The organism is Haloarcula sp. CBA1122, assembly GCF_009741785.1.
Lineage (GTDB): Archaea > Halobacteriota > Halobacteria > Halobacteriales > Haloarculaceae > Haloarcula > Haloarcula hispanica.
Window position 1 is genome coordinate 20,047 of the sequence record NZ_WPCB01000012.1, and the last position, 23,129, is coordinate 43,175.

Here is a 23,129-nt window from a genome sequence, read left to right on the forward strand (position 1 = left end):
GATAGGTGACGATATCCCTTTTCGGCCTGCTCAATCGTCGGCCGCGGCTTCCTCGGCCGTGCCGTACAGGCCTTCGACTTCCGCGATGCCGGGGTCGATTCGGTCGACCCCGCCGGTTGCCTTCTCGGCGCTTTTCGTGTCCTTCAGGCCGAAGCCGGTAGATACCACGACGACGGTTTCGTCCTGCTCGATGATCCCACGGTCGAGCGCGGTCTGGACGCCGGCGATAGGTGCCGCGCCAGCCGGTTCGGAGTAGATTCCCTCGGTGCTGCCAAGCAGTTTCTCTGCCGCCAGAATCTCGTCGTCGGAGACCAGCACGCTCGTTCCGCCGCTCTGTTCCAGCGCGCGGCAGGCCTTGAGCGTGTTCCGCGGCCGCCCGACCGCGATTGAGTCGGCCAGCGTTTCGGCGATATCGTCGATATCGTCGTGGTCGTGGAAGGCGTCGTGGATGGCCGACGCACCGTCGGCCTGGACGCCCAGCATCTGGGGGTGGTCGTCGACGTAGCCGAGGTCGTAGAACTCCTTGAACCCCTTCCAGGCCCCGGCGATCGTACAGCCGTCGCCCATCGAGAACACGACCCAGTCCGGGACGTGTCCGCGAGCAATCGACTGGTCGGCGAGTTCGTGGCCAACCGTCCGCTTGCCCTCGACCTGGAACGGATTGATGGCCGCGTTGCGGTTGTACCAGCCGTACTTCTCGGTCACTTCGACGCTGAGGTCGTAGGCTTCGTCGTAGCTGCCGTTGACAGCGAGGACGTCCGCACCGTAGACGAGTGGCTGCGCGAGCTTGCCTGTCGGAGCATCACCGGGGACGAAGATTCGACAGTCCATCCCCCCGCGGGCGGCATAGCCCGACAGCGACGCGGCGGCGTTCCCGGTCGAGGCGCAGGTGATGATGTCTCGACCGGCGTGTTTGGCCTTCGTGACAGCGATAGCGCTGGCGCGGTCCTTGAAACACCCCGTCGGGTTCCGTCCGTCGTCTTTGACAAGCGTTTCGACCCCCAGGGCATCGCTGAGGTTCGGTGCGTCGAAGAGGTCGGTCCCGCCCTCGTTGAGCGTCACGACATCGGCGTCCGCTGCGACTGGCAGAAACGCCTCGTACTTCCACTGGCTCGATATCGGCCCGCCGAGGTCGCCATCGAACGCGTCGTCGATAGCATCGTAGTCGTATGTCACTTCGAGAATTCCCTTTACGCCCTCGTGTTCGGGACAGGTGTAGATGATCTGGTTCGGGTCGTACTCCACCCCGCAGAGTGTACACTCGAGGGTTGTGACTTGCGTCATGCCCATACTACTCCCTGAGTACAACTGGGTATAAAACCGTACTGCGGCTTTAGCTCGATTGTGAGGTGAACCTCCTCTGTCGTGGATGACACACATTCACACACGGCCAGCACACGCCACACATCCATTTGTGAACCATCTATCAGGTCAATGGAGACCAAAACCGCTACAGCGGGCGGTCCAAGAACTGGCCACGGCCCGCCGTTGACTGGACTTCGTGGTCCTTCGCGACGACCTCACCGCCGGCGACGACCGTATCTACGCGCGCGCTCCACTGCTGTCCCTCGTACGGCGTCCAGCCACCGACGAACGTGAGGCCGTCGGCGGTGACCTCGTACTCCTCGGTCCGGACGAGCATCACGTCCGCGTCCGTTCCGACTTGCAGTGAGCCTTTCTTGGGATAGATGCCAGCGTTCTGGGCCGGTGCCGCACACACGAGTTCACGTAGTCGCGGCCACGAAATCCGATCCTCGTGGGCGCCCTCGCTGACGAGGAACTCGACCATCGTCTCGACGCCCGGGAGGCCGGCGTATGGCTCCCAGATGTCATCCCAGTCGACATCCCGAGTTTCGCGGTACGTCGGGAAGTGGTCCGTGCCGATGAGGTCGATCGTCCCGTCCTGAACCGCATCCCAGAGCCGCTCCCGCTCGGCGTCGGATTTGAGGCTAGGGTTGACTTTCAGGAACGGCCCGTGTTCAGCAACGTCTCCCTTCGAGAAGGCGAGATACTGCGGACAGGTTTCGAGCGTGACCGGAACGTTCGCTCGCGATTTGAAGCGGTCGCCCTCCCGCGCGCCGCTCCCGCTGGAGATGTGGACGACGTGCAGCGGGCAATCAGCGTACTCTGCGAAATAGCCAGCCCGTGAAATCGCGTCAAGTTCGGCTTCGAGCGGTCGCGAGTCCATGTACATGTCGGGCTCGTCGCCGTCGATAGTCGACCGCGCGTCGTCGAGCAGTCCCTGCGTCTCACAGTGGACGCGAACTGTTCCCCCGCATCGCCGACGCGCCGCATGAGCCGGGCGATGGACGCGTCGCTCGCCAGGTACGGGTCGGCGGTGAACGTCTTGAAATCCGCCGTTCCGGCGTCCATGATGCCGGCCACGTCGATGTCTGGCTCTTGGATATTACCTGCGACGAGGCCGAAATCGACGTGTGCGAGCGCTGAGCACGTCGCTGCTTTCTCCTGCATTGCTTCGGGAGTCGTGACGGGTGTCTGCGTCGGCAACTCGATGACCGTCGTCACTCCGCCGGCGACCGCACTCGCAGTCTGAGACGCGAAGTCGATTCCATCCGGAAACAGTTCGTCGTCGTGCATGTGGGTGTGCACGTCGATAGCGCCCGGGAGCGCGACCATGCCGTCCGCGTCGATGACGGTATCCGGGTCACTGGGAGTCGGGACCGACGACGCCGGACCAGCGGCGTCTATCGTTCCGTCGGAAATCGCAATCTCACCGTGCTGGATGCCCGACGCCGTCACCACCTGTGCGTCTTTGATGTGAACATCTGTCATGCCAGTACGGGCAGGGCGAACGACGAAAACAGTTAGTGTGTGAGACGCCACATCCGGCCCACACACGGCTTGTGAGAGAATGGCCGCTAAGGCCGTTCTGGGGCGGAGTAGCTTTTAGTCGGTTGCCGGTATCGCCCAACCTGTGATACTGAACGCAGGGACGCTCATCACGATGGACGGTGGGCGCACGGTCCGGTCGGAGGTACACGTCGTTGTCGAGGACGGTGAGATCGTCGCTATCGAGGACGGCTACGCGTCCGGTGCTGACGTGATCGACGCCACTGACGAGGTCGTCATCCCGGGACTGGTGAACTGCCACACTCACATGTACGCGCTCCCGATTCGCGGTGCGCCGCTCGCTGCCTCACCAGAGAGTTTCTACGAAGCGCTCGTCGATATCTGGTGGAACGTCGACGAGGCGTTTACCGAGCGTGACGCTCGCCTGTCCGCACTGGGGTCCTGTGCCGAGATGCTTCAGAGCGGCGTCACAACCTTCTGTGACAACTACTCCGGGCCGAACACACTGCCGGGCGGCCTCGACGCCGTCGCAGCGGGCGTCGCACAGACGCCGATCCGCGGGATGATCGCCTTCGAGACGACGGCCCGAAACTCCGAGTCCCAGGCCAGAGACGGCATCGCGGAGAATCAGCGATTCATCGACGAAACCGAGGAGCGGTACGACACCGTCTCCGGTCACTACTGCCTCCACACGCTGTTTACCAACACTGCGGACATCGTCGAGGAGTGTGTCGACCGGGCTACCGACCACGACCGCCCGATCCAGATACACCTCGAAGAGGGGCTGGTCGACGTTCACGAATCCATCGCCGACTACGGGAAACGACCGGTGCCAGCGCTCGAAGACATGGGCTTTTTCGACGCCGAAACCATCGCCGCCCACTGCGTCCATTCCACCGAGTCCGAAATCGAAATCCTCGCCGAAAACGACGTCAACGTCGCACACAACCCCTATTCCAACATCAACAACGCCGTCGGTATCGCTGACGTCGAAACGATGCAAGCCAACGAGATGACAATCGGACTCGGTGACGACGGGTGGGACCCGGATATGTTCGAGACCATGCGTTCGGCCGTCGGTATCCACAAACTCAAGCAGCGCAACCCGAGCGGCTTCGACATGGCGACTGCCCTCGAATGGGCGACAATCGGCAGCGCGGCAGTGCTGGGGATGGACGACGCTGTCGGTAGTATCGAGGTCGGCAAGCGTGGTGATTTCGTGACACTTGACCTGGGGCCGAACCCGGTGTTAGACGGGAGTGCACCCTACTACGTCGTCAGCGCTGCAAGCCGTGCGGACGTTACCCGGACGATTATCGATGGGGAGACTGTGTACGACCAGCAATCCGGCGTCACTGGAGTCGATGATTCGGACATGACCGCCGTCGGCGATGCGAGTGCAGAACTCTGGGAACGGTTGTAGGAGTTACCGGCTGTGAATGACACCTGTTCGACTGCCGCAAATATATACACTCTAAGGGTGTATATCCACTTCTTCTGCGAATTGCGGAGAGCCACCTTTTCGGGCACGAAAGAATAACACTCTTAGGGTGTAAAAAACGGACGATATCTCGATTTCACCGTAGATGTGCACATTCTGTACACACGGTATTTTGACTGTAGCATCGTTGATGGGCCGAATCTGTCTATTTCGTGTGCCATCGCAATTTTTTCCGGTTCCCGTATGTAATAGTGGGTCTGTGAGCGTGAATGTCACATGGTAGTTAGTGACGCCTTTGAGACTTTCACGCAGGTACTCGAATGCCTAGATTCGTCTGATACTGAGGTCAAATCGGTCTCAGTCAGGGGCCAGACGACAGCGGATAACGACGAAATCAGTGCTGACCTGACACTCGCGACGCCGGTATTCGGTGGCGTATCGATACACGACGACGTATCTGTCGAGGCTGAGGGCTTCGATTTGACCGATAAGCAGGTTGAGATTGACGTGACGGTTACCGTCCCTGTCGGAACTGACATACCAGTACCATCAGACGATCAAGGGGGCACGTCCAATGAACTGGCAGAGACCCTCTCGCAGTCGGATTCCGTGCCAGCATACAAGGACCCCGAGGCACTTCAGGCGGCTTACGAGGCCTGCGATACGTTCCCGGAGATGACCGAAGCGCTTGACGCCGACGTGACTTCCGAAACTGTGCGCCGATATATGGTGGAGTATGATATCCACGACCCGACCGACACGACGCCACAGGCAGGCGGACTCAGCCTTGCGGACATGCAGACAGATTCGGATACCGACACCGACGCCAGCTCCCCGGTCGAGTCGGACCCTTCTGAGGACAGGGTGGCCGACAACAGCCAACCCGAAGAACCGGACGGACTGGGGGCCAGATCTGTCGCCGACCTGCTCGCTGAGGCGGACTCACAGGACAGCGACGACAATCTCGTCGCGGATGGAATCGGTATCTCTCAGGACGTGACTGTGGCCGACCTCGCACAGACTGTTACCCAGTCCACCTCACTGGACGAGGTGACCCAGCGTCTCGATTTGAGCCAGACACACGCCCGGAGATTACTGTCGGAACTGGACCTCCTCGACCTCGTCACCCATCGGCTGGCAGCTACCCAGATACGTGTCTCGAACGCCGAAATCAAGCGGCGTATCACTGCTGCCAGTCGGTAACTGATCTCTACGTGGTGGTTGTGCGCGAAGATTAACCTTCATTATAAAAGGAAAATGTTTTTGTAGCCCGGTTTGAATGTGTGATAAATGGCAACTATACGCGTACGAGATTGGACGAAAGAACAGATAGAGAAGATACGTGATACGGAGTCTCACTCCTCGCACGATTCGGTTATCAAGTCGCTGCTGAAAGACCGAAAGCTGGCCAAATACGCGGACGATGCCGCAGAGGCCGTTCCGGAGTCGGAGTCCGACTCCCTGACGAACGATCCCGACACCGCGTTTGATGACCTGACTGTGCTCGGCGAGTTGTCCGGTGCAGACAACGGGGTGTTGTTTCTCTGGTGTCCCAGTTGCGGGAACGAACTGGCGCACTTGACTGCGGATAACCCACTCGGCCTGTCCGTGTTCGAGATCGAATGCCAGCGCTGTCTCACCCATCTCGACCGACACGCCATCGTTGCCATCGAAATCGGCTATCCCATCGAGCAGAAGCTGGTCGAGGACTGTCTGCAAGACGATCTCAAGGACTGCGTCGTCGACTACTGGGACCGGACACTCGACTCGGCCGCCGTGGGAGCGCTCGACGACGATCTCGACCCGGCGCACCTCGTCTGGCAGTTCGACCAGTATCTCCGGCAGTTCTCGTGGGAGTGGCCTGTGGATGTCCCTGTTGTCGGTTTTGCCACGGGAGAGACCTATCGTAACACCACCACCGACGAGTACCTCGAAGTTATCGAACCAGTCTCGGAGAACCGGAACGCGATGGACTCGTTCAAGATACGGCGGTACGCCGGCGACCCGGATACCCACGACGGTGAGACGGAAATTCTCGACAGCACTGCTGTCGTCGATCACATCGTTAATCGGCGACTACTGCTCGAAGCACGCACCGACTCGGCGTCACTGCCCGAGTCGACCGAACCGACAACGTGACCAGTGGGCTCAGCCTGTCTGGACCTCTTCTCTCTAATCCTCTATTCTTACTAGACTGAGTAACTCCGGATCTGCCTGTAATAGAGGTACTGCTGTCAAATCGGATAACGCAGACTTCAGATGGCTTTTTATAGGACACTTTTAATATTGAAAAGTCGAAATACGGATACACAATACCGACATTTTGACCTATTCTGGAAACAGATGCTGTGTATTAGTTTGTCTCGGCCGTCGGACGGGAACACCGTAGACAGACGACACTCTCTGCGACCCAGTTCACATCTGTCGAGCCACAGTGCGGGCAGCGGTGGTGGTCGGTGTCGTACTCCGTCGTCCCGCGAGGGGCGGCAAGGAATCCGTCGGTAATCACTTGCTGGACGAGGCTGGGGAACCGTTGCCGTTTGACGACGGCCCGCTGTGCGAGGAACCTGCCGGGCTCGTCCGGGTCCGTGCCGTGGAGGTCTTCCCAGGGAAGAGCGATTTCGCCGTTGGCAGGGCCACGAGCGACTTGCTGGATGAGGGTCGCAGCGGCCTCGAACAGCGGCGTCGTCCCCCACGCTTGCGGGTTGTCGACAGCACTGCCAGCGTCCTTGTAGGCCGATTCAGCTTCGCGGTACGCCGCCTCGACATCGTCGAGTCCTGCGACTGTTCGGAAGTCTCCGACGAACTCCTTGAGGCAGGCGTGCTGAACGGGGTGTTCGAGCCCGTTGGTCAATTCCTTGGCCACGGCGACTCCCTCAACGCCGCGGCGGGTGGCGCGCGTGTCCGCTCCGGCGACGCGGTAGCAGACCGCGCTCGTCGCGAGGTACTGGAGACCGTCACCGACCCATCCCTTCTCGTCGGCACTGAACGGCTCGATGCCTTCCCGCGGGTCCGAAAGAACACGCCACCCGGCCCGCGTGTACTCGTCACCAGCGCGACGGTAATCCCGGTCAGCGATGGCGGCGACTGCTGCCGCTCGGTGTCCCGCGTCCTGTGTGCGCATAGCGTCACTACGGCGTACGGCCTCACAGGCTTTCGCACCCAACAAATCGGTATCACATCGCTGGCTGGCTGACTGGTCCGCTGTTCGTCTGGATGCTTCTCACCAGCGAAGGGCTCGTGGGCGGGCAGTCGATACTGGCAACAGTGGTCGCCGCTGCTGTCCTCTATATCCTGATGGTCGGCTTCTTCGTTTTCGTCGTGCTCCCGCGGTCCCGACTGCCGTCGGCTCGAATAGGCGGCTATCCGACCCGACTGGGCGATTTCGGCGGCCGCGTACCTAGTCGTTCTCGTGCCACTCGTCGCACTCGGGTCTCGGCTCGTCTGACCCGACTCGAACTACGACCTCGCTCGACTGTACGGTAAACAGGGCTGTTCACCGCTCACCCGATATGCTCACTCGGCGAGCGACAGTTCCCCGTCTGGCCCCACCTCACCGACTTCGCCGGTGTGATACCAGTCGTCCCGGAGCGTCTGTGCGCCAGTCTGGTCGCCGTCGAGGAACCCACCGAGGACAGTCGGGCCACGGACCAGTATCTCCCTGCTTTCCGAGACAGCGATTTCCACGCCCGGCATTGGGTCGCCGATTGACTCCTCAACGAAGGACGCAGCCGGATTCAGCGCGCCGACACCGGTTGTTCCGACGGAGCCGTATAGTTCGCATATCGGAACGCCCAGCCCCCGGAAGAAGTACAGCAGATGATCGTCCAGCCGGCCTGTCCCGGAGAGGGCGTAGGTGAGGTTTGATAACCCTGTCTCTCGTCGCAACGGCTTGTAGACGAGTCGCTTGGCGGCCCTGTACTTCAGCGGTGTTCCCCGCCCCTCGACGATACCCTGCCCGTAGGATGCCACTCGACCGCCGACCTTCCGCTTCATCCAGCCCATGTCGCCGAGACGGTCCTGTATCGTCCCGTAGAGCTGCTGGTACATCTTCGGGACCCCGACGAGCACGTCGGGCTTGACGGCCGCGAGCTGTTCCACGAACTCCTCGGCCTCAAGGTAGGCGACGGCGCTCCCGGTCGCCCAGAGGTAGTACGTCGCGACACGTTGATAGATGTGTGCCAGCGGGAGCGAACACGTCCCGGTCGCGCCAGGGCCGGTGGGAAGCCCCTCCCGGAGACTCTCTGCTGCCGCCAGTAGATTCCGGTGTGTCAGCGCGCAGCCGGCCTTCTCCGCAGGGGCTGCCACGTCGAACGCGACTGTCGCAACCTCGTCACCGTCAGTCTGCAGGCCGGGGAGCACTCTCGCCTCAGCAGTCGGTAGCGCCTCGAAGTCGAGCACGGTTTCGACGGCCATCGAGAGATCCCCGGCCTCGTCTCCCGCTGCCACGAGTCCGGTCGCGCCGGTCCGCTCGATGATCTGGGCTGCTCGGTCGTCGCTCGCAGACGGGTAGAGTGCGACCGGGACGAGTCCGGCGAAATGACAGGCCAGGTCGAGCACGGACCACTCGTACTGGGACTGGGCTCTGATGGCCAGTCGATCCCCGGGACGCAGTTCCGTCGAGAGGAGCCCGCCCGCGACCGCCTTCGCCCGCTCGGCCATCTCCTCGAAACTCCGCTCGACGAACTCGCCGTCATCCCGGACGAGCGCCGCGGTCCGGTCCCCGTGGTCCGAAACGATGTCTTCGAACCAGGCCGCGACCGACCCCTCCGGAACCGAAAGCGAGCCACCGTCGTAGACGTCGCTGTCGAGGCGCACGCCGGCGTCTTCGGGCTGCCGGTCAACTGGCACGGGGTCCTCCGACGCTGTTCGGTCCTGATACAACTGTCCGGGTTCGTACTCGTAGTCGTCGCTGACTTCGCTCTGGAAGTAGTCAGCGTAGTTCTGGTCCTCGTCGCCGGCGGCGATATGCGCATCGAGCCAGTCCCGGGCGACTGTCAGGACCTCCATCGTGACGTACTCCCCGTTCTCGTGTTTCTCGCGGAGCTCTTGTACTTTCCCGGCGAACTCCTCGTGCATTTCGCGGTGATTGTAGAAACAGTCGCTGCAGTCCATGGCGTAGCCACAGTTCTGCATGAACTCCTCTTCGTCACCGAAATGGTACTCCGTGTAGCGTTCGAGTTCCCGGAGGATGTCACCGACTTCCTCCTCGGAGTGGCCCTCGTTCATCGCCGTATGGAGGTCGTTCAGCAGCCCGAACAGGCGCTTGTGCTGCTCATCGAACCGTTCGATATTTGTGCTGTACCGTTCTTCGTCCCACTCGGCAAACTCCCCCGTCGAGTCTGTGCCCATACCTGTTCTGTTACCCATTATTTGAAAAGTAACTCTCACGTTCCCATCGAGTGAAAATGCGGTCTGCATCCCAAGTAGTTTCCAGTTAACATCGCAGTCGGGATGCGAGAATTACGTGACGAAACGGTTGTCGACGTCCTCACTGACAACGGAATCGGCGTGCTGGCACTGTCCAGCCCGACGGAGGCGGCTCCGTATCCGGTCCCGGTCGCCTTCGGGTACGACCCGGCGACCGATAGCCTGGCGTTTCACCTTTCAGAGAGCGACGAGAGCCAGAAACACCGCTATCTGACGGCTGACGCCACCGTCGGGTTCACCGTGTACGAAGAGACAGAACCCAAATCCGTGTGGCGAAGCGTCGTGGTTACGGGTGAGCTGGTAGAGGCGACATATGACGAGGTAGAGCCAGCCCTCGCCTCGCTGGCCAGCAACACACAGTTCGCCCCGAATCCAGTCAGCTGGGACGACACATCGACGACGACGCCGTACGAACTCCGAATCGACGACTGGTACGGACGAGAATTCCGAGTCGGGTGAAACTGGTGTCGCGACCCACGGACACCACCGGTTACAGACCTCCCTCTCAGCGCTGTATTCACCGCTGCTCGGCCCGCTTCGTGTTCTCAGCCTGTGGGAACTAACGCACGTAATTATGGCTTGAACCCCGTAGATACAAACAGAGGTGTACCAGATGCTACCGCCAACAACTGCGCTACTCCAGCACGGACCGATGGGACCCCACGGTGGGGCGACGGGCATGGGCATGGCCTCAGGCGGCTGGTGGCTGCTGCTCGCAGCGTTCATCATCGCTGTTGTGGCGATCGGTGTCCTGCTGTACGTGCAGTTACAGCGCGAGGCGACCGCTGAACCGGATTCACTCGAGACCCTCAAACAGCAGTACGCGTCGGGCGAGATCGACGAGGCGGAGCTTGAAACACGGGCCGACCGGTTGCTCCAGCACGAGTCATAGGCCACGACACTGGCAGTTTCATCATCTGTCCGTCTGGTGGGACACTCATCCGTGACTTATGACTCCCTGACTGCGTCCGCGGCCCGCCTGACACACTTCGTGGTACATTTATTCCGCAACGGTGTACGGTGGGTATGGACCCGGACGACGTTCGCGACGACTGGGCCTCCCGCTCCGGGAAGTTCTCGCCGGCGTACTACGCTGAACTCGGACCGAACGAAGTGAGTGAGACGCTGGTCAACGTGCTCGACCACTACGTCCACGATGACGCCCGGATCATCGAACTGGGGTGTGGCTCGGGCCGCCATCTGGCACACCTCCAGACCAACGGGTACGGGAACCTCACTGGTATCGACATCAACGACGAATCCTTCGACGTGATGGCCGAACACTACCCTCGGCTCGCGGATTCGGGGACATTCCACACCGGAGCGCTTGAGGACATCGTTACCGAGTTCGAGGATGACGCCTTCGATGTCGTCTACTCGGTCGAGACGCTCCAGCACATTCACCCCGACGACGCGTGGGTGTTCGAGGAGATCGCTCGCATCGCAGGGGACCTCCTCGTAATCGCCGAAAACGAGGGCAACAGTCCCCAACGTGGACGCGAAGACACTGACGTGAGCTACGTCGACGACGACTTCCCGCTGTATCACCGCAACTGGAAGCAAGTATTTTCAGAACTAGGGTTCGCACAACTCATTCGGGAACCGACGTCTCGGGACACCATTCGCGTGTTCCGTGCGCCGTAGCCCGCACCGCTATGTATCACTTTTCGCCGGTTCTGTCGTCGGATCGCCACCCACCGGTAACTTCAGGATCGATAACCGGGCAGCAACTATTTGTGTCACGGTATCATGCGTCAAGTTGGATCGCTATGCAACTGTGCCAAAACTGTCAGGCGGCTATCGACGAGTACCTCTTGGACAAACAACTCGAACCCCTGCGAGACCTCACAGTCGACGACTTCAATCTCTGTGCGGACTGCGTGACCGTCGTCGCGGACGCCTGTGTGGAGTGTGACGGCGCGGTGTACGTCCCCCGGTCCGAAACCGCTGTCCCCGACTGCTGTCCGGCGTGCCGGTCCGAGCACATCGACGAAACCGGGACTGACCCGGGCTGGCACTTCGACACGATGTCGACCTGACCTGGGTCATCAGCCGGGCTGCCGATGTGGGCATCAGCCTTTTTTGACACACCTGACCGCGAACTGAGGACACGGTCGCACCTGAATACGACTTCTGTGTTCCGTACCCGAGTAGAACAATACGTCTCGGTACAAGTGACCGCAATTGTACTGTGGACACGCACTATCTGCCATAATTTCTGAACGTCGGATTCGCCGACAGAAGCCGTGTGTGTGCGTCACAGTGGCGATAGAAGCTTCATACTCCTCCAGCACATACGGTAGGTCTCTACTGGAATGACACGCTCGACACGACATATTGGCTTGCTGTTTGCTGCGCTCGCACTCATCTGGGGACTTTCCTTTGTGGCGATCAAGACTGGTCTCGAAGGCGTTCCGCCGGTGCTGCTGGCAGCTGTCCGACACGACATCGCTGCGGTTGTACTGCTCGGTTATGCTCTCTGGCGCGGCCGGTCACTGCGACCACAGACCCGCGATGACTGGTCACTGATTCTCATCGGCGGCACCGTCCTCATCGGCGCACACTTCGCGCTCCTGTTTCTCGGACAGCAGTACGTCCCGAGTTCCTTCGGCGCGATCCTGCTTAGTCTCACGCCGGTTGTGACGCCAGCGTTCGCATCGACGCTGATACCGAGCTACAGGGCCCGTCCGCACGAACTCATCGGTACCGTCTGTGGATTCATCGGCGTGGTTATCATCGCAAATCCCACGCCGGGAGCGGTCGGCGGCCGACTGCTTGGCGTCGCCCTGCTCATCAGTTCGGCTGTGGCCTTCGCCGTCGGGGCAGTCCTGACCGAACGCTACACCAGTTCGCTCCCGCTTGTGAGTCTGCAGGCCTGGATGACCCTGCTCGGGGCGGGCATCCTGCACGCCGTCAGCGCGGGGCTGCCCTCGGAACGGCTCGGAACAGTCACAGTCGGGCTCGAACAGCTAGCGGCAATCGCGTACCTCGGCATCGTCGCCAGCGCGATTGGGTTCCTCCTTTACTTCCGGCTGATCAGCACAGTCGGGGCCGCTGAAACCAGCCTGGTCTCCTACGTGGTTCCGGCAGTGACAGCCATCAGCGGCTGGCTCCTGCTCGGTGAAACACTCGGCCCGGTTACCGTCACCGGCTTCGCCGTCATCGTGGTCGGCTTCGCGTGGGTGAAAGCCGACGTGCTTCGGTCGTTACGCCGCCGTCACACTGGTTCGCCGCCCCATCGAACACAGGCTCCACGGGACGACTGCGTCGTCGTCAGCGGAAACGCGTACTCGACGCAGGACTGATACGGATTGTTGGGGCGATGTTCCGGTATGCGCCGACCCCGAGATCAGCGCTACCCGGACATAATCTACAACAATCCGTATGTACTCCAGTCAGGGGCATCAGGACTTAGCCGCTGCCACCCGTTGCAACGGTATGGCTCCCCATCCCGGGTTCCACTCGCTACACGACGAAACAACGGCATCGATCCCCGTGACCGGTGGCCTCCCGGACTGGCTCCGTGGCAGTCTCATCCGGAACGGCCCCGGCGCGTTTTCCTTCCCAAATGGAAGCAGTGTCGACCACTGGTTCGACGGGTTCGCGATGCTGTACCGGTTCACCTTCGACCCGGATGGTGACGCCGTTCACTATCGGAACCGCTTCCTACGAACGGATGCGTACGAAGCGGCGACGAGTGGCGAGTTCGAGGGCGGCTTCGCGACCGGCGAGACGACGCTTCGCTCGCGGCTGGCGACGTTTCTGACAGACCCCTACGACAACACGAACATCATCGCTGAGCGGTTCGGCCGCGAGTACGTCGCACTGACTGAATCGCCCCGGAAGGTGCGTTTCGACCCGAACACGCTCGAAACGACGGGTCACATCGAACACGACGACGGCGTCCCGACCGGCCAGCTCTCCTGTGCCCACGTCAAACGCGACCCGACGAGCGGCGTCCTCGTCAACGTCGACACGGCGTTCGGACGGACCAGCCAGTACCACGTCACTGCCATGACGCCGGACGGGACCCGGCGACACGTCGGGAGCGTCGACACCGACCAGCCGTCGTACATGCACAGCTTCGCGCTCACGCCCCGGTACGTCGTATTGACGGAATTTCCGCTTCGGCTCGACCCCCGACGGTTTCTCAAGCCCGGCCGACAGGCACCCTTCATCGAGCAGTTCGAGTGGGACCCCGACCGCGGGACCCGAATTGTTGTCATGGACAGGACTACCGGGACGGTCGTCGCGGAGCCGGTCATCGATGCCGTGTTCGGCTTTCACCACGTCAACGCGTTCGAACGAGCCGGCGGGAGAGAACTCGTGTTCGACCTCGAAACAGTACCCGACGCGACGACTATCGACTCGCTGTATCTGGACACCCTCCGTGCGGGCGAGATGGGCGCTATCGTCGGCCGCATCGAGCGGTTCACTGTGGACCTCGGTACCGGAAGCGGTGCCCCTCGCTACGGCGACGTCGACGCGGCGGTGTCACGCGAGATGTTGTACCCGGACGGCAGTGCGCTGCCGACCGTCTCACCGGCTCGCTGGTGTCGTCCGCACCGGTACGTGTACGCGATGGGGATGGATACTCCCGTCACCGAGTGGGCCCGTCGCGTCCTGAAACTCGACACGGACACGGGCGCTGTCGAGACGTTCGACGATGGCGGGGACTACTTCGGTGAGCCGGTGTTCGTCTCTGCACCGAACGGCGACGCCGAGGATGACGGTGTGGTGGTAGTCGTTGCGCTCGATGGGGACGCCGACCGGTCCCGGCTACTCGTCCTCGACGGTCAGACGTTTACGGAGCGCGCCCGGGCAACGCTCCCCCACGCCGCCCCGTTCGATTTCCACGGTCGATACTTCCCCGAACTCAGGGTGGCGGCCGACGACTGATACGGACGGTTGGAGATTATGTCTGGATAGCTTCGACCACTGGGTAGGAACGCACCGGTACATCGCTCCACCAATCCGTGTCAGGCTGCATCCATCTTGTCCCGGCAACGAATACGAACTGTTGACATGATGTTCGGCTTGCCTAAAATTCGAAAACGCTTTATCCATTTAGGCTGGCCTAAATAGTATGCTGAACGAATCGATTGACACCCCCGAACCGTCACACCGGCTGTCGGTGTCACGGACACTGGACGGAGCGTCGTGAACATGGTGGCAGTGGGGAACCGGACGGGGACGACGTTCGACCGCGATGTCATCATCGTCGGGGGCGGTCCAGCCGGCTGTTCGGCGGGCGTGTTCACGGCCAGAGCGGACCTCGATACGGCCGTCTACGACCGCGGCCGCTCGTCGCTCAAGCGCTGTGCCTACCTCGAAAACTACCTCGGTTTCCCGGCCGGTATCGACGTCGAGACGCTGTACGACCGCATTCAGGACCATGCCGAAACTGCCGGTTGTACCGTCGTCTCCCAGCTAGTCGAATCGCTCGACAGAACTGACGACGGGGAGGGCTTCGTCGTCGAAACGCAGGACGGGGAAACAGCCACGACTCGCCGCGTCATCGCGGCGACCCGCTACGACGGCGAGTATATGCGCGGTCTTGACGACGACGCGGCGATGTTCGAGACGTACGAACACGACGGCGAGGAACACGAAGCCTTCGACAACACGTATGCCGACGCCGACGGCACGACACCGGTTCCGGGTCTCTACGTTGCCTCACCGTCCGAGGCGGCGGACATGCAGGCGATCATTGCGGCCGGCCGGGGCGCACGGGTCGCACGTCGGGTGATCGCGGATACGAGAATCGACGACGGCTGGTGGGAGTCTGTCGCTGATGGAGTGGACTGGGTCCGACGGAGGGCTGAACTCGACGACGAATGGACCGAACGATCGACCTGGGTCGAATATTTCGACGACCGGTACGCCGAGGACGCCCCCGTCGAACCGGGGTCGGACCGCTTCCAGCGGGTCCGTAAGGCGGCTCTTGATGAACGGCGCTCGTCGTATATAACATCCGACGAGATAGCTGATCGAACGGAAACAGGGCAAGAAGCACTGGCAGGCTATCTGGACCCCACGGCGGTCGTTTCGGGGCTCGACCAGACCGCTGTTCTCGATGCGATGGATGACAAAACGATCCGGAACTACCTCGGCGCGAGCGACGGACGCGCGGAGGTGAGCGAGTAATGGCCAGCGAGACACGCGGAGCCACCGATGTATGGTCGCAAGCCAGAGCCTGGCTCGACACTCTCGACGGGTCCCTGTTCGGGCTATGTGTCGCGAGCGTTGCCGTCGCCTTCGGGGCCGGTCTCCTTCAGGTGAGCTTCGGGGCGTATTCGATGACCATCCTCGAGGCGTGGCAGGCCGTGTTCGACCCGAAGGTGTGGTTCAGTGTTCAGGCGTGGCAGTCGTTTTTCTTCGGGGCCGAGCTTCCCGAACTGCCGAAACGGACGCTCATCGTGTGGAACATTCGGATGCCGCGGGTAATCGTCGCCGTGCTTGCGGGGATGTGTCTCGCCGTTTCCGGGGCGATATTCCAGGCCGTCACGAGAAACGAACTGGCGAGCCCGTTCATACTGGGCGTGAGTTCCGGGGCGGGGCTCACCGTACTGCTGACCCTCGTTCTGTTCAGCAGTCTCGCTCCGTTCCTCCCGCTGTTTGCCGCGGTCGGTGGCTCCATCGCGTTCCTGCTCGTGTACATGATCGCGTGGCAGGGCGGAACGAGCCCGGTCAGACTGGTCCTTGCTGGTGTCATCGTCAACATGGTGTTTACCTCCCTCCAGCGGGGGCTGTTCTTCTTCGCCGACGACCTGGGCGTTGTCCAGTCGGCGCTGGCCTGGATTACCGGGTCGCTAACGGGCGTCGGCTGGGAGGAGTTTCGCATCGCTGTCATCCCGACGCTGGCCGCGACGCTCCTCGCGCTGGCGGGCGCACGACAGCTGAACCTCCTCCTGCTCGGAGAAGAGACCGCGAGTTCGCTCGGGATGAGTGTCGAGCGGGTCCGGTTCATGCTGTCCGCGGTTGCCATTCTGGCGGCCAGTACGGCAATCTCCGTTGCGGGGATCATCGGGTTCTTCGGCCTCGTGGTCCCCCACATCGTCAGACTCATCGTCGGGAGCGACTACCGCCGGCTCCTCATCGGCTGCGTGTTCGTCGGTCCGGCGCTGATGGTCGTCGCGGACGTCGGTGCACGGCTGGCCCTGAGCCCCGCACAGGTTCCAGTCGGCGTCGTCACTGGCGTCGTCGGCGGGCCGTACTTCCTCTACCTGATGCGGCGACAGGAACAGATGGGTGAGATCTAATGTCACAGGACAACTCCAACTCGGACGGTATCGCTACGGTCAATGACACCGCTGCTGGGTCCCAGTCCAGTCACCGGGACCGGCCGCTGGTCGGCGACGATGTGGTGCTTTCGTACTCCGGGACGGATGAACCGGTCATCGACGGTGAATCGATTACCGCCGAACCCGGGGCCGTGACGGCGCTCGTCGGTCCGAACGGGTCGGGCAAGAGCACGCTGCTGAAAGGCCTCGCAAATCAGCTCGAACCGGAAGCCGGATCGGTGTTGCTGGACGGGCAAGACATCCAGTCGATGGAGACCAAAGCGATCGCTCGGAAGCTCGGCCTGCTCTCTCAGGAGAGTACGTCGCCAAACAGCATCTCGGTCGAGGATCTGGTGTACCACGGTCGGTACCCACACCGGGGGTTCTTCGACAGTGTCACCGAGGAAGACGAGGCCGCCGTCGAGCGGGCGATTGACCTGGCCGGCTGCGGCCATCTCTGTGAACGTGAAGTCGGTAGCCTCAGTGGTGGCCAGAAACAGCTCGCCTGGATCGCGATGGTCCTCGCACAGGACACCGACGTGCTGTTGCTCGATGAACCGACGACGTTCCTCGATCTCCACCACCAGCTTGAGGTGATGGAGATCATCGAAACACTCCGGGACGAGAGCGACATTACCATCGTGGTCGTCCTGCACGACATCGAGCAGGCGGCCCGTCTCGCCGACCGGATGGTCGCACTCAAAGACGGCGAGATACAGGCCCGGGGACGACCCGAGGCTGTCGTCACGGAACAACTCCTCGCGGACGTTTTCGAAATCGAGGCAGAGGTCTCGGCTACGCCACACGGGCCGCGCGTGAATCCAATCCGTGCCCGCCACGACGGCGACGAACGCACTGCTGGTGACGATAGTGCCGAACCGGATCGCGCCGAGGAGGTCGTGGCCGAATAGGGCCAGTAAGACCACCACGAAATCGCACTCTGGCCCACGGATTTTTCTCACGGACGTCGGGCTCTGCGCTTGATACTGGACTCTTCCCACGGACGCCGGACTCGGCGCTTGATACTGGATTGTTCCGGGTTGGTGAACCGGAACATCTATATATTTTTTAGGCTAGCCTAAAACAATGGCTGACGACACCACTGACATCGAGTCACCGACGCGAAGAGAGTACGTCAAGTATGGGGGCACGGTTCTCAGTGCCGGGCTGCTTGCGGGATGCACCGGTGATGCCGAGCGGGGAACCGGCTCCGCGCCGACGGAGGCCGTGACGGAGACGGACACGACAACTGCAGACGGGTCGTACTCCGTGTCGATGTCCCCGATGGGAGCGGTGACCTTCGACTCGCCACCGGAGACCGTCTTCACGCGGCTCACGCACCACGCAGACATGGCGCTCGCCCTGGGTCGCGGGGACACTGTCACGGCAATGCACGCGCCGGACTATTACAGTGGGCTGTGGAACCAGTTCGTCGAACGATTGCCGGGCGTGTCGCTGGACTGGACCGGGCTGTACTCTTCGTGGAAACCGAGCAAAGAGAAACTGTACGAACTGGACAGCGATATCCACCTGGCAGACCCGGCCTGGATCGCCAAACAGGACAACTGGGACCGTGAGGACTTCGAAGAGATCGCCACCAACGTCTCGCCGTGGTTCGGCAACTCGCTGAGTGACCGACACGCCGAACCCCCGTCCGGATGGGGGGACTACGAGTACTACACTCTCTGGGAGCAGTTCGAACTCGTGGCTGAGGCGTTCCAAGAACAGGCCCGATACGAGGCGCTTGCGGCGGTTCACGACGAGATGCGCTCGACCATCGACGCGAACCTGCCGCCCGAGTCGGAGCGCCCGTCGGCGGTACTGCTCGCCGCGGCTGATCTCGACGAGATCTACGCCTATACCCTTGACAACCCCGGATTCCTGACCGCACACACCCGCCCGTTCGGAGCGCGGGATGCCTTCGAGGGCTCGGTCGAGACGAACTCCGTGGTCGACTTCGAGACGCTGCTTGCGGCGGACCCGGACGTCATCCTGCACCTCGGCGGGTTCGAGCCGAACACGAGCCTTCCGGAGCGACGGGAGGCGTTTAAATCCGACCCGGTCGGATCGGAAATCACGGCCGTACAGAACGACCGGATCTACCCCCAGGGAGCGAGATATCAGGGTCCGATACTGCATCTCTTCCAACTGGAGATGACCGCAAAGCAACTGTATCCCGAGCAGTTCGGCGAATGGCCGACGTACACTGAGGGGCCGTATCCCGAAATCCCGGCCGAGGAACAGTTATTCGACCGCAAGCGGGTCGCGGATATCATCAACGGTGGGTTCGAGGCCTGAGCGACAACGATACGGCAGCCGACGCACGGACACTCGGAGCATACTATCGAATAGGCCCATTGTGACAGAGACATCCCAGATATGGATGAATAGTCTACTATCGTAGTAACTATTGGCAGTATATATTGAATATAAGGGTATAGTGGCCTGTTTGTCCAGAAAGAATTTATACCTCCCTGTCATCATCTCACATATGTTAGTTCACGAAGGAAACACGCACTCTTACACCACCGGCTCCGACCGATACTGCCGTCACTGCAACGACGTTGCGTTAGCCTACGACCCGTCGGCTGACCGCCCTCGCTGTCGGTCGTGCGGAAAGCTAGTGTAGCAGCGTCTCTAGCCTTTAGCTGAACCGCCGCTGACCGCCAGTATCGGCCGATCCGAAGCCTGGTCCGTGGGAATCTCCGAAACTAGTCGCGGAACGCGTAACGAGCTACCGGGTGGGTTGCCTGGCTGACTGCCAGTGCAGACCGACTACAGCTTGACGAGAACTTTGATCGCTTCGCGCTCGTCCATCGCCCGATACCCCTCGGGAACGCCGTCGAGGTCGACGGTTTTCGTGAAGATCGGTGACGGGTCGAGTGTGCCCTGCAGCACATCGGCCAGCAGTTCGTCGGCGTAGGCACGAACCGGTGCCACGCCGCCGTTGAGCGCGATGTTGTCGCCGAACAGTGAGAACACGTCCAGTCCGGAGTCGTCGACCCCATGCGGGACACCGACGTAGCCGACGGTCCCGCCCGGCCGACAGACGTCGATGGCGGTCTCCATCGCTGAGGCCGCACCGACACATTCCAGGACGTGGTTCGCACCGCCGTTGGTCAGATCGTCTGCCGCGTCCACGGCGTCCTGACCACGGGCGGCGATGGTCTCGGTCGCGCCGAACGACTCCGCGAGTTCGAGCCGGTCCTCGTGGTGGCCCATCGCGATGATACGTTCCGCGCCGAGACGGCGGGCCGCGAGTACGCCACACAGTCCGACAGCGCCGTCGCCGACCACGATACAGGAGTCTCCCTCGCTGACGCCGGCGCTGACTGCCGCGTGGTGCCCGGTCCCCATCACGTCCGTCAGCGGGAGAATCGCCTCTAGTGTGTCCTCGTCGTCGGCGTGGCGGTCGGGAACGCGGACGAGCGTCCCGTCGGCTTCCGTCGCTCTGACGTACTCGCCCTGACCGCCGCCGTTGTCGCCGCCCCAGGAGTCGCCGTTGACACAGGACGTGTGCAGTCCCTTCCGGCAGAACTCACACCGCCCACAGCTGATGACGAACGGGGCGAACACCCGGTCGCCGGGCTCGACTGAGCGCACGTCGTCGCCGACTTCCTCGACGATACCCATCGGTTCGTGGCCGACGCGGGACCCTTCCTCTCGGTCGCTCTGACCGCGATAGAACCACAGGTCGGAACCACAGACAGCGGTGTGGGTCACACGGACAATCGCGTCGGTGGGCGATTCGATCTCCGGCCGGGGAACTTCTTCGACGGTGATCTCGCCGGGGCCACGGTAGATGGCTGCGCGCATGCGTTTGCTTCGGGGTGGCTGTGGAAAACCGTTCTCATGCCACTTCGGTACGTCACCTTCGCTGCTCGTATTGGATGACAACAATTACCAGTGGTGAGACAGAACTAGGCGGCATGACGGACGTTCTCGTCGTCGGCGGCGGCCCCGCCGGCCTGAGTGCGGCACTGTTCACACAGAAAAACGGCCTAGAAACGACAGTCTTCGACACTGACGGGACCTGGATGCACAAAGCACACCTGTTCAACTATCTCGGAGTAGGCTCTCAGGACGGGTCCGCGTTCATGGAGACTGCTCGTACACAAGTCGACAGCTTCGGTGTCGACCGAAAGCAGGGAACAGAGGTGACCGATGTGGGCCAAACCGACGCCGGATTCGAGGTCGCAACCGAGGATGACACGTACGAAGCATCCTATCTCATCCTCGCGACCGGGGCTAACCGCGACCTCGCTGAGACGCTGGGCTGTGACATGACTGCTGAAGACGTCGTCGACGTGGACGTGACGATGGAGACGAGTGTCGACGACGCCTACGCGACAGGTGGTATGGTCCGAGCCGAGGAGTGGCAGGCAGTCATCTCCGCCGGCGACGGCGCGGCGGCGGCCCTGAATATTCTCACGAAGGAGAAAGGGGAACACTTCCACGACTTCGATACGCCCGCCGACGCGGACGCGCTGTTCGGCCCCGAGGAATAGATTCCGAAACGGCTCCGGACGTGTCTATCTCATTGCTAACCGCTGAATACCGTGTTACTGATCACTGGCCAGCGAGTACGGACTGCATTCGGCGGTAAGCAAACTCGGACTGGATGAGGCTAAGCAAGTGCGTAATTTGTGGCACTGCCGCCTTTACTACGTCACTGCAGTCGGTTTGGGGTTCTGAAACCGACCGACAGCATTATCGACTGATTCACTATGGCATCACAGAGCCATGTGTTCTCTGTGAAGGAGTTCGAGTTCAACATCAGGTTCACTGCGGGTGCCGACCCGGTAATGGACCTGTTTCACGAGTACCCGACGCTACGACTCCGGAACGCCACATGTACCGTGACCGAAAACGCCATGTGGCGTATCGACCACGTAGACGGTCCCGCTGACGCCATCTCCACGTTCGATGAGGTGTTTCTCGACGACGAAGGCTGTAACGAGTGTCTCGACGAGCACCGCTGTTCCGGGACGCGGGAGTACCAGGTTCTCGACCGCCGACCGACTGCCAGAACGGTATATACGTACCACGCAGACACTGACCGGTGTCGTGCAGTACCCACTATCGTCACCGACCACATCGGGGATGGTGTCGTCTTCGAATCGGAACGCACTGGCAGTACGTATCGGTGGCGGGTGTTGTCACCGGTCGAGACGTCGCTCGATCCGCTGTTTGATCATCTCGAATCAACACTTCGAACTGGGGTACAGCTCGATGTCGACCACCTAGGAGGCGCTGAACCATGGCGAGACAAAACACAGCCCGTGTTCCCACAGTGACTGTACAAGGTCCACGGCTGTGCGTATTCGTTGTAATAGGGTGTAAACACGGCTCGATTAAATACGACGCCACTAAACCTGACGCCGAAATCAGTGGACCGACCGCTCGTCGCTTTCGTCGATGGCTTCAATCGGATCGGCGTTGCCAAACGATGGCTCCGGACCGTCCCCGGCCGCGGCCCACTCGCAAGCATTGGCGAGGACTTGTTGGATCGCTTCGTTGTGGTAAATCGGATAGGTCTCGTGGCCCGGCCGGAAATAGAAGATTCGGCCCGCCCCGCGGCGGTAGCAACACCCTGAACGGAACACCTCACCGCCCTCGAACCAGGAGTTGAACACGAGCGTATCCGGTGCCGGAATGTCGAACCGTTCCCCGTACATCTCGGTCTCCGGGAGTTCGATGTACTCGTCGACGCCGTCGGCGATGGAGTGACCGGGCTCGACGACCCACAATCGCTCGGTTTCGGCGGCTTCGCGCCATTTCAGACTGCAGGTCGTCCCCATCAGTTCGCGGAAGATCTTCGAGTAATGGCCCGAGTGGAGGACGATGAGCCCCATGCCGTCGAGGACCCGCTCTTTCACTCGGGAAACCACCTCGTCGTCGACCTGGTCGTGCGCGGCGTGGCCCCACCAGGTCAGAACGTCCGTTTCTGCCAGTACGTCCTCGGTAAGCCCGTGTTCGGGCTCCTGCAGCGTCGCGGTCTCCGTGTCGAATCCGCGCTCTTCCAGTGCCGAGGCGATAGTGCCGTGAATCCCGTCGGGGTACAGGTCCGCGACCGCTTCGTGTTCCTGCTCGTGGACGTATTCGTTCCAGACTGTAACGCGTGTCATACTCGTGGTTTCCACCTCCGCCGTAACGGCGTTGGC

20 protein-coding genes and 1 pseudogene are annotated in these 23,129 nt (G+C 61.6%); 15 read left to right on the plus strand and 6 right to left on the minus strand.

What is annotated here, in order from left to right:
• Positions 1-30: 30 nt before the first annotated feature.
• Entirely contained in the window at positions 31-1,290 is a 1,260-nt protein-coding gene (thrC, locus tag GJ630_RS06745) for a threonine synthase (protein WP_191449599.1), read from the minus strand.
• 160 nt (positions 1,291-1,450) lie between these two features.
• Positions 1,451-2,793 (minus strand): annotated as a pseudogene (locus GJ630_RS20495) (dihydroorotase family protein).
• Between the two features lie 142 nt (positions 2,794-2,935).
• Here GJ630_RS20495 and GJ630_RS06755 point away from each other — a divergent pair.
• The 3 genes from GJ630_RS06755 to GJ630_RS06765 all read left to right on the plus strand — a co-directional run bounded on the left by GJ630_RS06755 (position 2,936) and on the right by GJ630_RS06765 (position 6,391).
• Entirely contained in the window at positions 2,936-4,234 is a 1,299-nt protein-coding gene (locus tag GJ630_RS06755) for an amidohydrolase family protein (protein WP_371727122.1), read from the plus strand.
• 294 nt (positions 4,235-4,528) lie between these two features.
• Positions 4,529-5,455, plus strand: coding sequence for a hypothetical protein (locus tag GJ630_RS06760; RefSeq protein ID WP_191449600.1), 927 nt, complete (start codon positions 4,529-4,531; stop codon positions 5,453-5,455).
• A gap of 87 nt (positions 5,456-5,542) precedes the next feature.
• The gene (locus GJ630_RS06765; RefSeq protein ID WP_014031274.1) at positions 5,543-6,391 is read left to right on the plus strand and encodes a hypothetical protein; all 849 of its coding nucleotides are present in this window, start codon (positions 5,543-5,545) and stop codon (positions 6,389-6,391) included.
• A gap of 214 nt (positions 6,392-6,605) precedes the next feature.
• Here the strand turns inward: GJ630_RS06765 and GJ630_RS06770 are convergent, their stop codons facing one another.
• Together GJ630_RS06770 and GJ630_RS06775 are read right to left on the minus strand one after the other, a co-directional pair.
• Positions 6,606-7,376 carry a hypothetical protein gene (locus GJ630_RS06770; RefSeq protein ID WP_050006954.1) on the minus strand — a complete coding sequence of 257 codons (771 nt, stop codon included), beginning with the start codon at positions 7,374-7,376 and terminating at the stop codon, positions 6,606-6,608.
• 392 nt (positions 7,377-7,768) lie between these two features.
• Positions 7,769-9,604, minus strand: coding sequence for a bacteriohemerythrin (locus GJ630_RS06775; protein ID WP_191449601.1), 1,836 nt, complete (start codon positions 9,602-9,604; stop codon positions 7,769-7,771).
• A gap of 102 nt (positions 9,605-9,706) precedes the next feature.
• Here GJ630_RS06775 and GJ630_RS06780 point away from each other — a divergent pair, with 102 nt between their 5' ends.
• From GJ630_RS06780 to GJ630_RS06825, 10 genes are all read left to right on the plus strand, one after another.
• Positions 9,707-10,141: a pyridoxamine 5'-phosphate oxidase family protein gene (locus tag GJ630_RS06780; RefSeq protein WP_050038415.1), complete on the plus strand. Its 435-nt coding sequence runs from the start codon at positions 9,707-9,709 to the stop codon at positions 10,139-10,141.
• Between the two features lie 154 nt (positions 10,142-10,295).
• A complete protein-coding gene (locus tag GJ630_RS06785; RefSeq protein WP_023843015.1) occupies positions 10,296-10,574 on the plus strand; it encodes an SHOCT domain-containing protein in 279 nt (92 codons plus the stop codon).
• Positions 10,575-10,708: 134 nt separating this feature from the next.
• Complete coding sequence (locus tag GJ630_RS06790; protein WP_014031268.1) at positions 10,709-11,326, plus strand: bifunctional 2-polyprenyl-6-hydroxyphenol methylase/3-demethylubiquinol 3-O-methyltransferase UbiG; 618 nt, start codon at positions 10,709-10,711, stop codon at positions 11,324-11,326.
• Between the two features lie 125 nt (positions 11,327-11,451).
• Positions 11,452-11,721 (plus strand): hypothetical protein, encoded by a 270-nt coding sequence (locus GJ630_RS06795; protein ID WP_005532887.1) that lies wholly within the window; start codon positions 11,452-11,454, stop codon positions 11,719-11,721.
• Positions 11,722-11,997: 276 nt separating this feature from the next.
• The gene (locus tag GJ630_RS06800) at positions 11,998-12,987 is read left to right on the plus strand and encodes a DMT family transporter (RefSeq protein WP_014031267.1); all 990 of its coding nucleotides are present in this window, start codon (positions 11,998-12,000) and stop codon (positions 12,985-12,987) included.
• Between the two features lie 133 nt (positions 12,988-13,120).
• Positions 13,121-14,581: a carotenoid oxygenase family protein gene (locus GJ630_RS06805; RefSeq protein WP_151147425.1), complete on the plus strand. Its 1,461-nt coding sequence runs from the start codon at positions 13,121-13,123 to the stop codon at positions 14,579-14,581.
• A gap of 267 nt (positions 14,582-14,848) precedes the next feature.
• Positions 14,849-15,829: an NAD(P)/FAD-dependent oxidoreductase gene (locus GJ630_RS06810; protein WP_191449602.1), complete on the plus strand. Its 981-nt coding sequence runs from the start codon at positions 14,849-14,851 to the stop codon at positions 15,827-15,829.
• The gene (locus tag GJ630_RS06815) at positions 15,829-16,944 is read left to right on the plus strand and encodes an iron ABC transporter permease (RefSeq protein ID WP_191449603.1); all 1,116 of its coding nucleotides are present in this window, start codon (positions 15,829-15,831) and stop codon (positions 16,942-16,944) included. Before GJ630_RS06810 ends, GJ630_RS06815 begins: the two co-directional genes overlap by 1 nt.
• On the plus strand, positions 16,944-17,876 hold the full coding sequence (locus GJ630_RS06820) for an ABC transporter ATP-binding protein (protein WP_191449604.1): 933 nt from the start codon (positions 16,944-16,946) through the stop codon (positions 17,874-17,876). Before GJ630_RS06815 ends, GJ630_RS06820 begins: the two co-directional genes overlap by 1 nt.
• A 175-nt stretch (positions 17,877-18,051) precedes the next feature.
• Entirely contained in the window at positions 18,052-19,263 is a 1,212-nt protein-coding gene (locus tag GJ630_RS06825) for an ABC transporter substrate-binding protein (RefSeq protein WP_014031262.1), read from the plus strand.
• Positions 19,264-19,740: 477 nt separating this feature from the next.
• Here GJ630_RS06825 and GJ630_RS06830 read toward each other — a convergent pair whose 3' ends face one another.
• The gene (locus tag GJ630_RS06830; protein ID WP_151104117.1) at positions 19,741-20,781 is read right to left on the minus strand and encodes a zinc-dependent alcohol dehydrogenase family protein; all 1,041 of its coding nucleotides are present in this window, start codon (positions 20,779-20,781) and stop codon (positions 19,741-19,743) included.
• A 113-nt stretch (positions 20,782-20,894) separates the two neighbouring features.
• Here GJ630_RS06830 and GJ630_RS06835 point away from each other — a divergent pair, with 113 nt between their 5' ends.
• Both GJ630_RS06835 and GJ630_RS06840 read left to right on the plus strand, forming a co-directional pair.
• Positions 20,895-21,473, plus strand: a complete 579-nt coding sequence (locus GJ630_RS06835) for an FAD-dependent oxidoreductase (RefSeq protein WP_064289022.1) — start codon at positions 20,895-20,897, stop codon at positions 21,471-21,473.
• A gap of 219 nt (positions 21,474-21,692) precedes the next feature.
• Positions 21,693-22,262, plus strand: coding sequence for a hypothetical protein (locus GJ630_RS06840; protein WP_050006951.1), 570 nt, complete (start codon positions 21,693-21,695; stop codon positions 22,260-22,262).
• A gap of 90 nt (positions 22,263-22,352) precedes the next feature.
• Here GJ630_RS06840 and GJ630_RS06845 read toward each other — a convergent pair whose 3' ends face one another.
• Entirely contained in the window at positions 22,353-23,093 is a 741-nt protein-coding gene (locus GJ630_RS06845; RefSeq protein WP_151104116.1) for a ThuA domain-containing protein, read from the minus strand.
• Between the last annotated feature and the right edge of the window lie 36 nt (positions 23,094-23,129).

What these genes read in the sequence shown, in the direction of transcription:
- GJ630_RS06830 (WP_151104117.1), bottom strand. Translation starts at nt 20,781, where the DNA reads ATGCGCGCAGCCATCTACCGTGGCCCCGGCGAGATCACCGTCGAAGAA.
- GJ630_RS06795 (WP_005532887.1), top strand. Translation starts at nt 11,452, where the DNA reads ATGCAACTGTGCCAAAACTGTCAGGCGGCTATCGACGAGTACCTCTTG.
- GJ630_RS06780 (WP_050038415.1), top strand. Translation starts at nt 9,707, where the DNA reads ATGCGAGAATTACGTGACGAAACGGTTGTCGACGTCCTCACTGACAAC.
- GJ630_RS06765 (WP_014031274.1), top strand. Translation starts at nt 5,543, where the DNA reads ATGGCAACTATACGCGTACGAGATTGGACGAAAGAACAGATAGAGAAG.
- GJ630_RS06825 (WP_014031262.1), top strand. Translation starts at nt 18,052, where the DNA reads ATGGCTGACGACACCACTGACATCGAGTCACCGACGCGAAGAGAGTAC.
- GJ630_RS06835 (WP_064289022.1), top strand. Translation starts at nt 20,895, where the DNA reads ATGACGGACGTTCTCGTCGTCGGCGGCGGCCCCGCCGGCCTGAGTGCG.
- GJ630_RS06760 (WP_191449600.1), top strand. Translation starts at nt 4,529, where the DNA reads ATGGTAGTTAGTGACGCCTTTGAGACTTTCACGCAGGTACTCGAATGC.
- GJ630_RS06770 (WP_050006954.1), bottom strand. Translation starts at nt 7,376, where the DNA reads ATGCGCACACAGGACGCGGGACACCGAGCGGCAGCAGTCGCCGCCATC.
- GJ630_RS06845 (WP_151104116.1), bottom strand. Translation starts at nt 23,093, where the DNA reads ATGACACGCGTTACAGTCTGGAACGAATACGTCCACGAGCAGGAACAC.
- GJ630_RS06800 (WP_014031267.1), top strand. Translation starts at nt 11,998, where the DNA reads ATGACACGCTCGACACGACATATTGGCTTGCTGTTTGCTGCGCTCGCA.
- GJ630_RS06785 (WP_023843015.1), top strand. Translation starts at nt 10,296, where the DNA reads ATGCTACCGCCAACAACTGCGCTACTCCAGCACGGACCGATGGGACCC.
- GJ630_RS06775 (WP_191449601.1), bottom strand. Translation starts at nt 9,604, where the DNA reads ATGGGCACAGACTCGACGGGGGAGTTTGCCGAGTGGGACGAAGAACGG.
- GJ630_RS06805 (WP_151147425.1), top strand. Translation starts at nt 13,121, where the DNA reads ATGGCTCCCCATCCCGGGTTCCACTCGCTACACGACGAAACAACGGCA.
- thrC (WP_191449599.1), bottom strand. Translation starts at nt 1,290, where the DNA reads ATGGGCATGACGCAAGTCACAACCCTCGAGTGTACACTCTGCGGGGTG.
- GJ630_RS06820 (WP_191449604.1), top strand. Translation starts at nt 16,944, where the DNA reads ATGTCACAGGACAACTCCAACTCGGACGGTATCGCTACGGTCAATGAC.
- GJ630_RS06790 (WP_014031268.1), top strand. Translation starts at nt 10,709, where the DNA reads ATGGACCCGGACGACGTTCGCGACGACTGGGCCTCCCGCTCCGGGAAG.
- GJ630_RS06810 (WP_191449602.1), top strand. Translation starts at nt 14,849, where the DNA reads ATGGTGGCAGTGGGGAACCGGACGGGGACGACGTTCGACCGCGATGTC.
- GJ630_RS06840 (WP_050006951.1), top strand. Translation starts at nt 21,693, where the DNA reads ATGGCATCACAGAGCCATGTGTTCTCTGTGAAGGAGTTCGAGTTCAAC.
- GJ630_RS06815 (WP_191449603.1), top strand. Translation starts at nt 15,829, where the DNA reads ATGGCCAGCGAGACACGCGGAGCCACCGATGTATGGTCGCAAGCCAGA.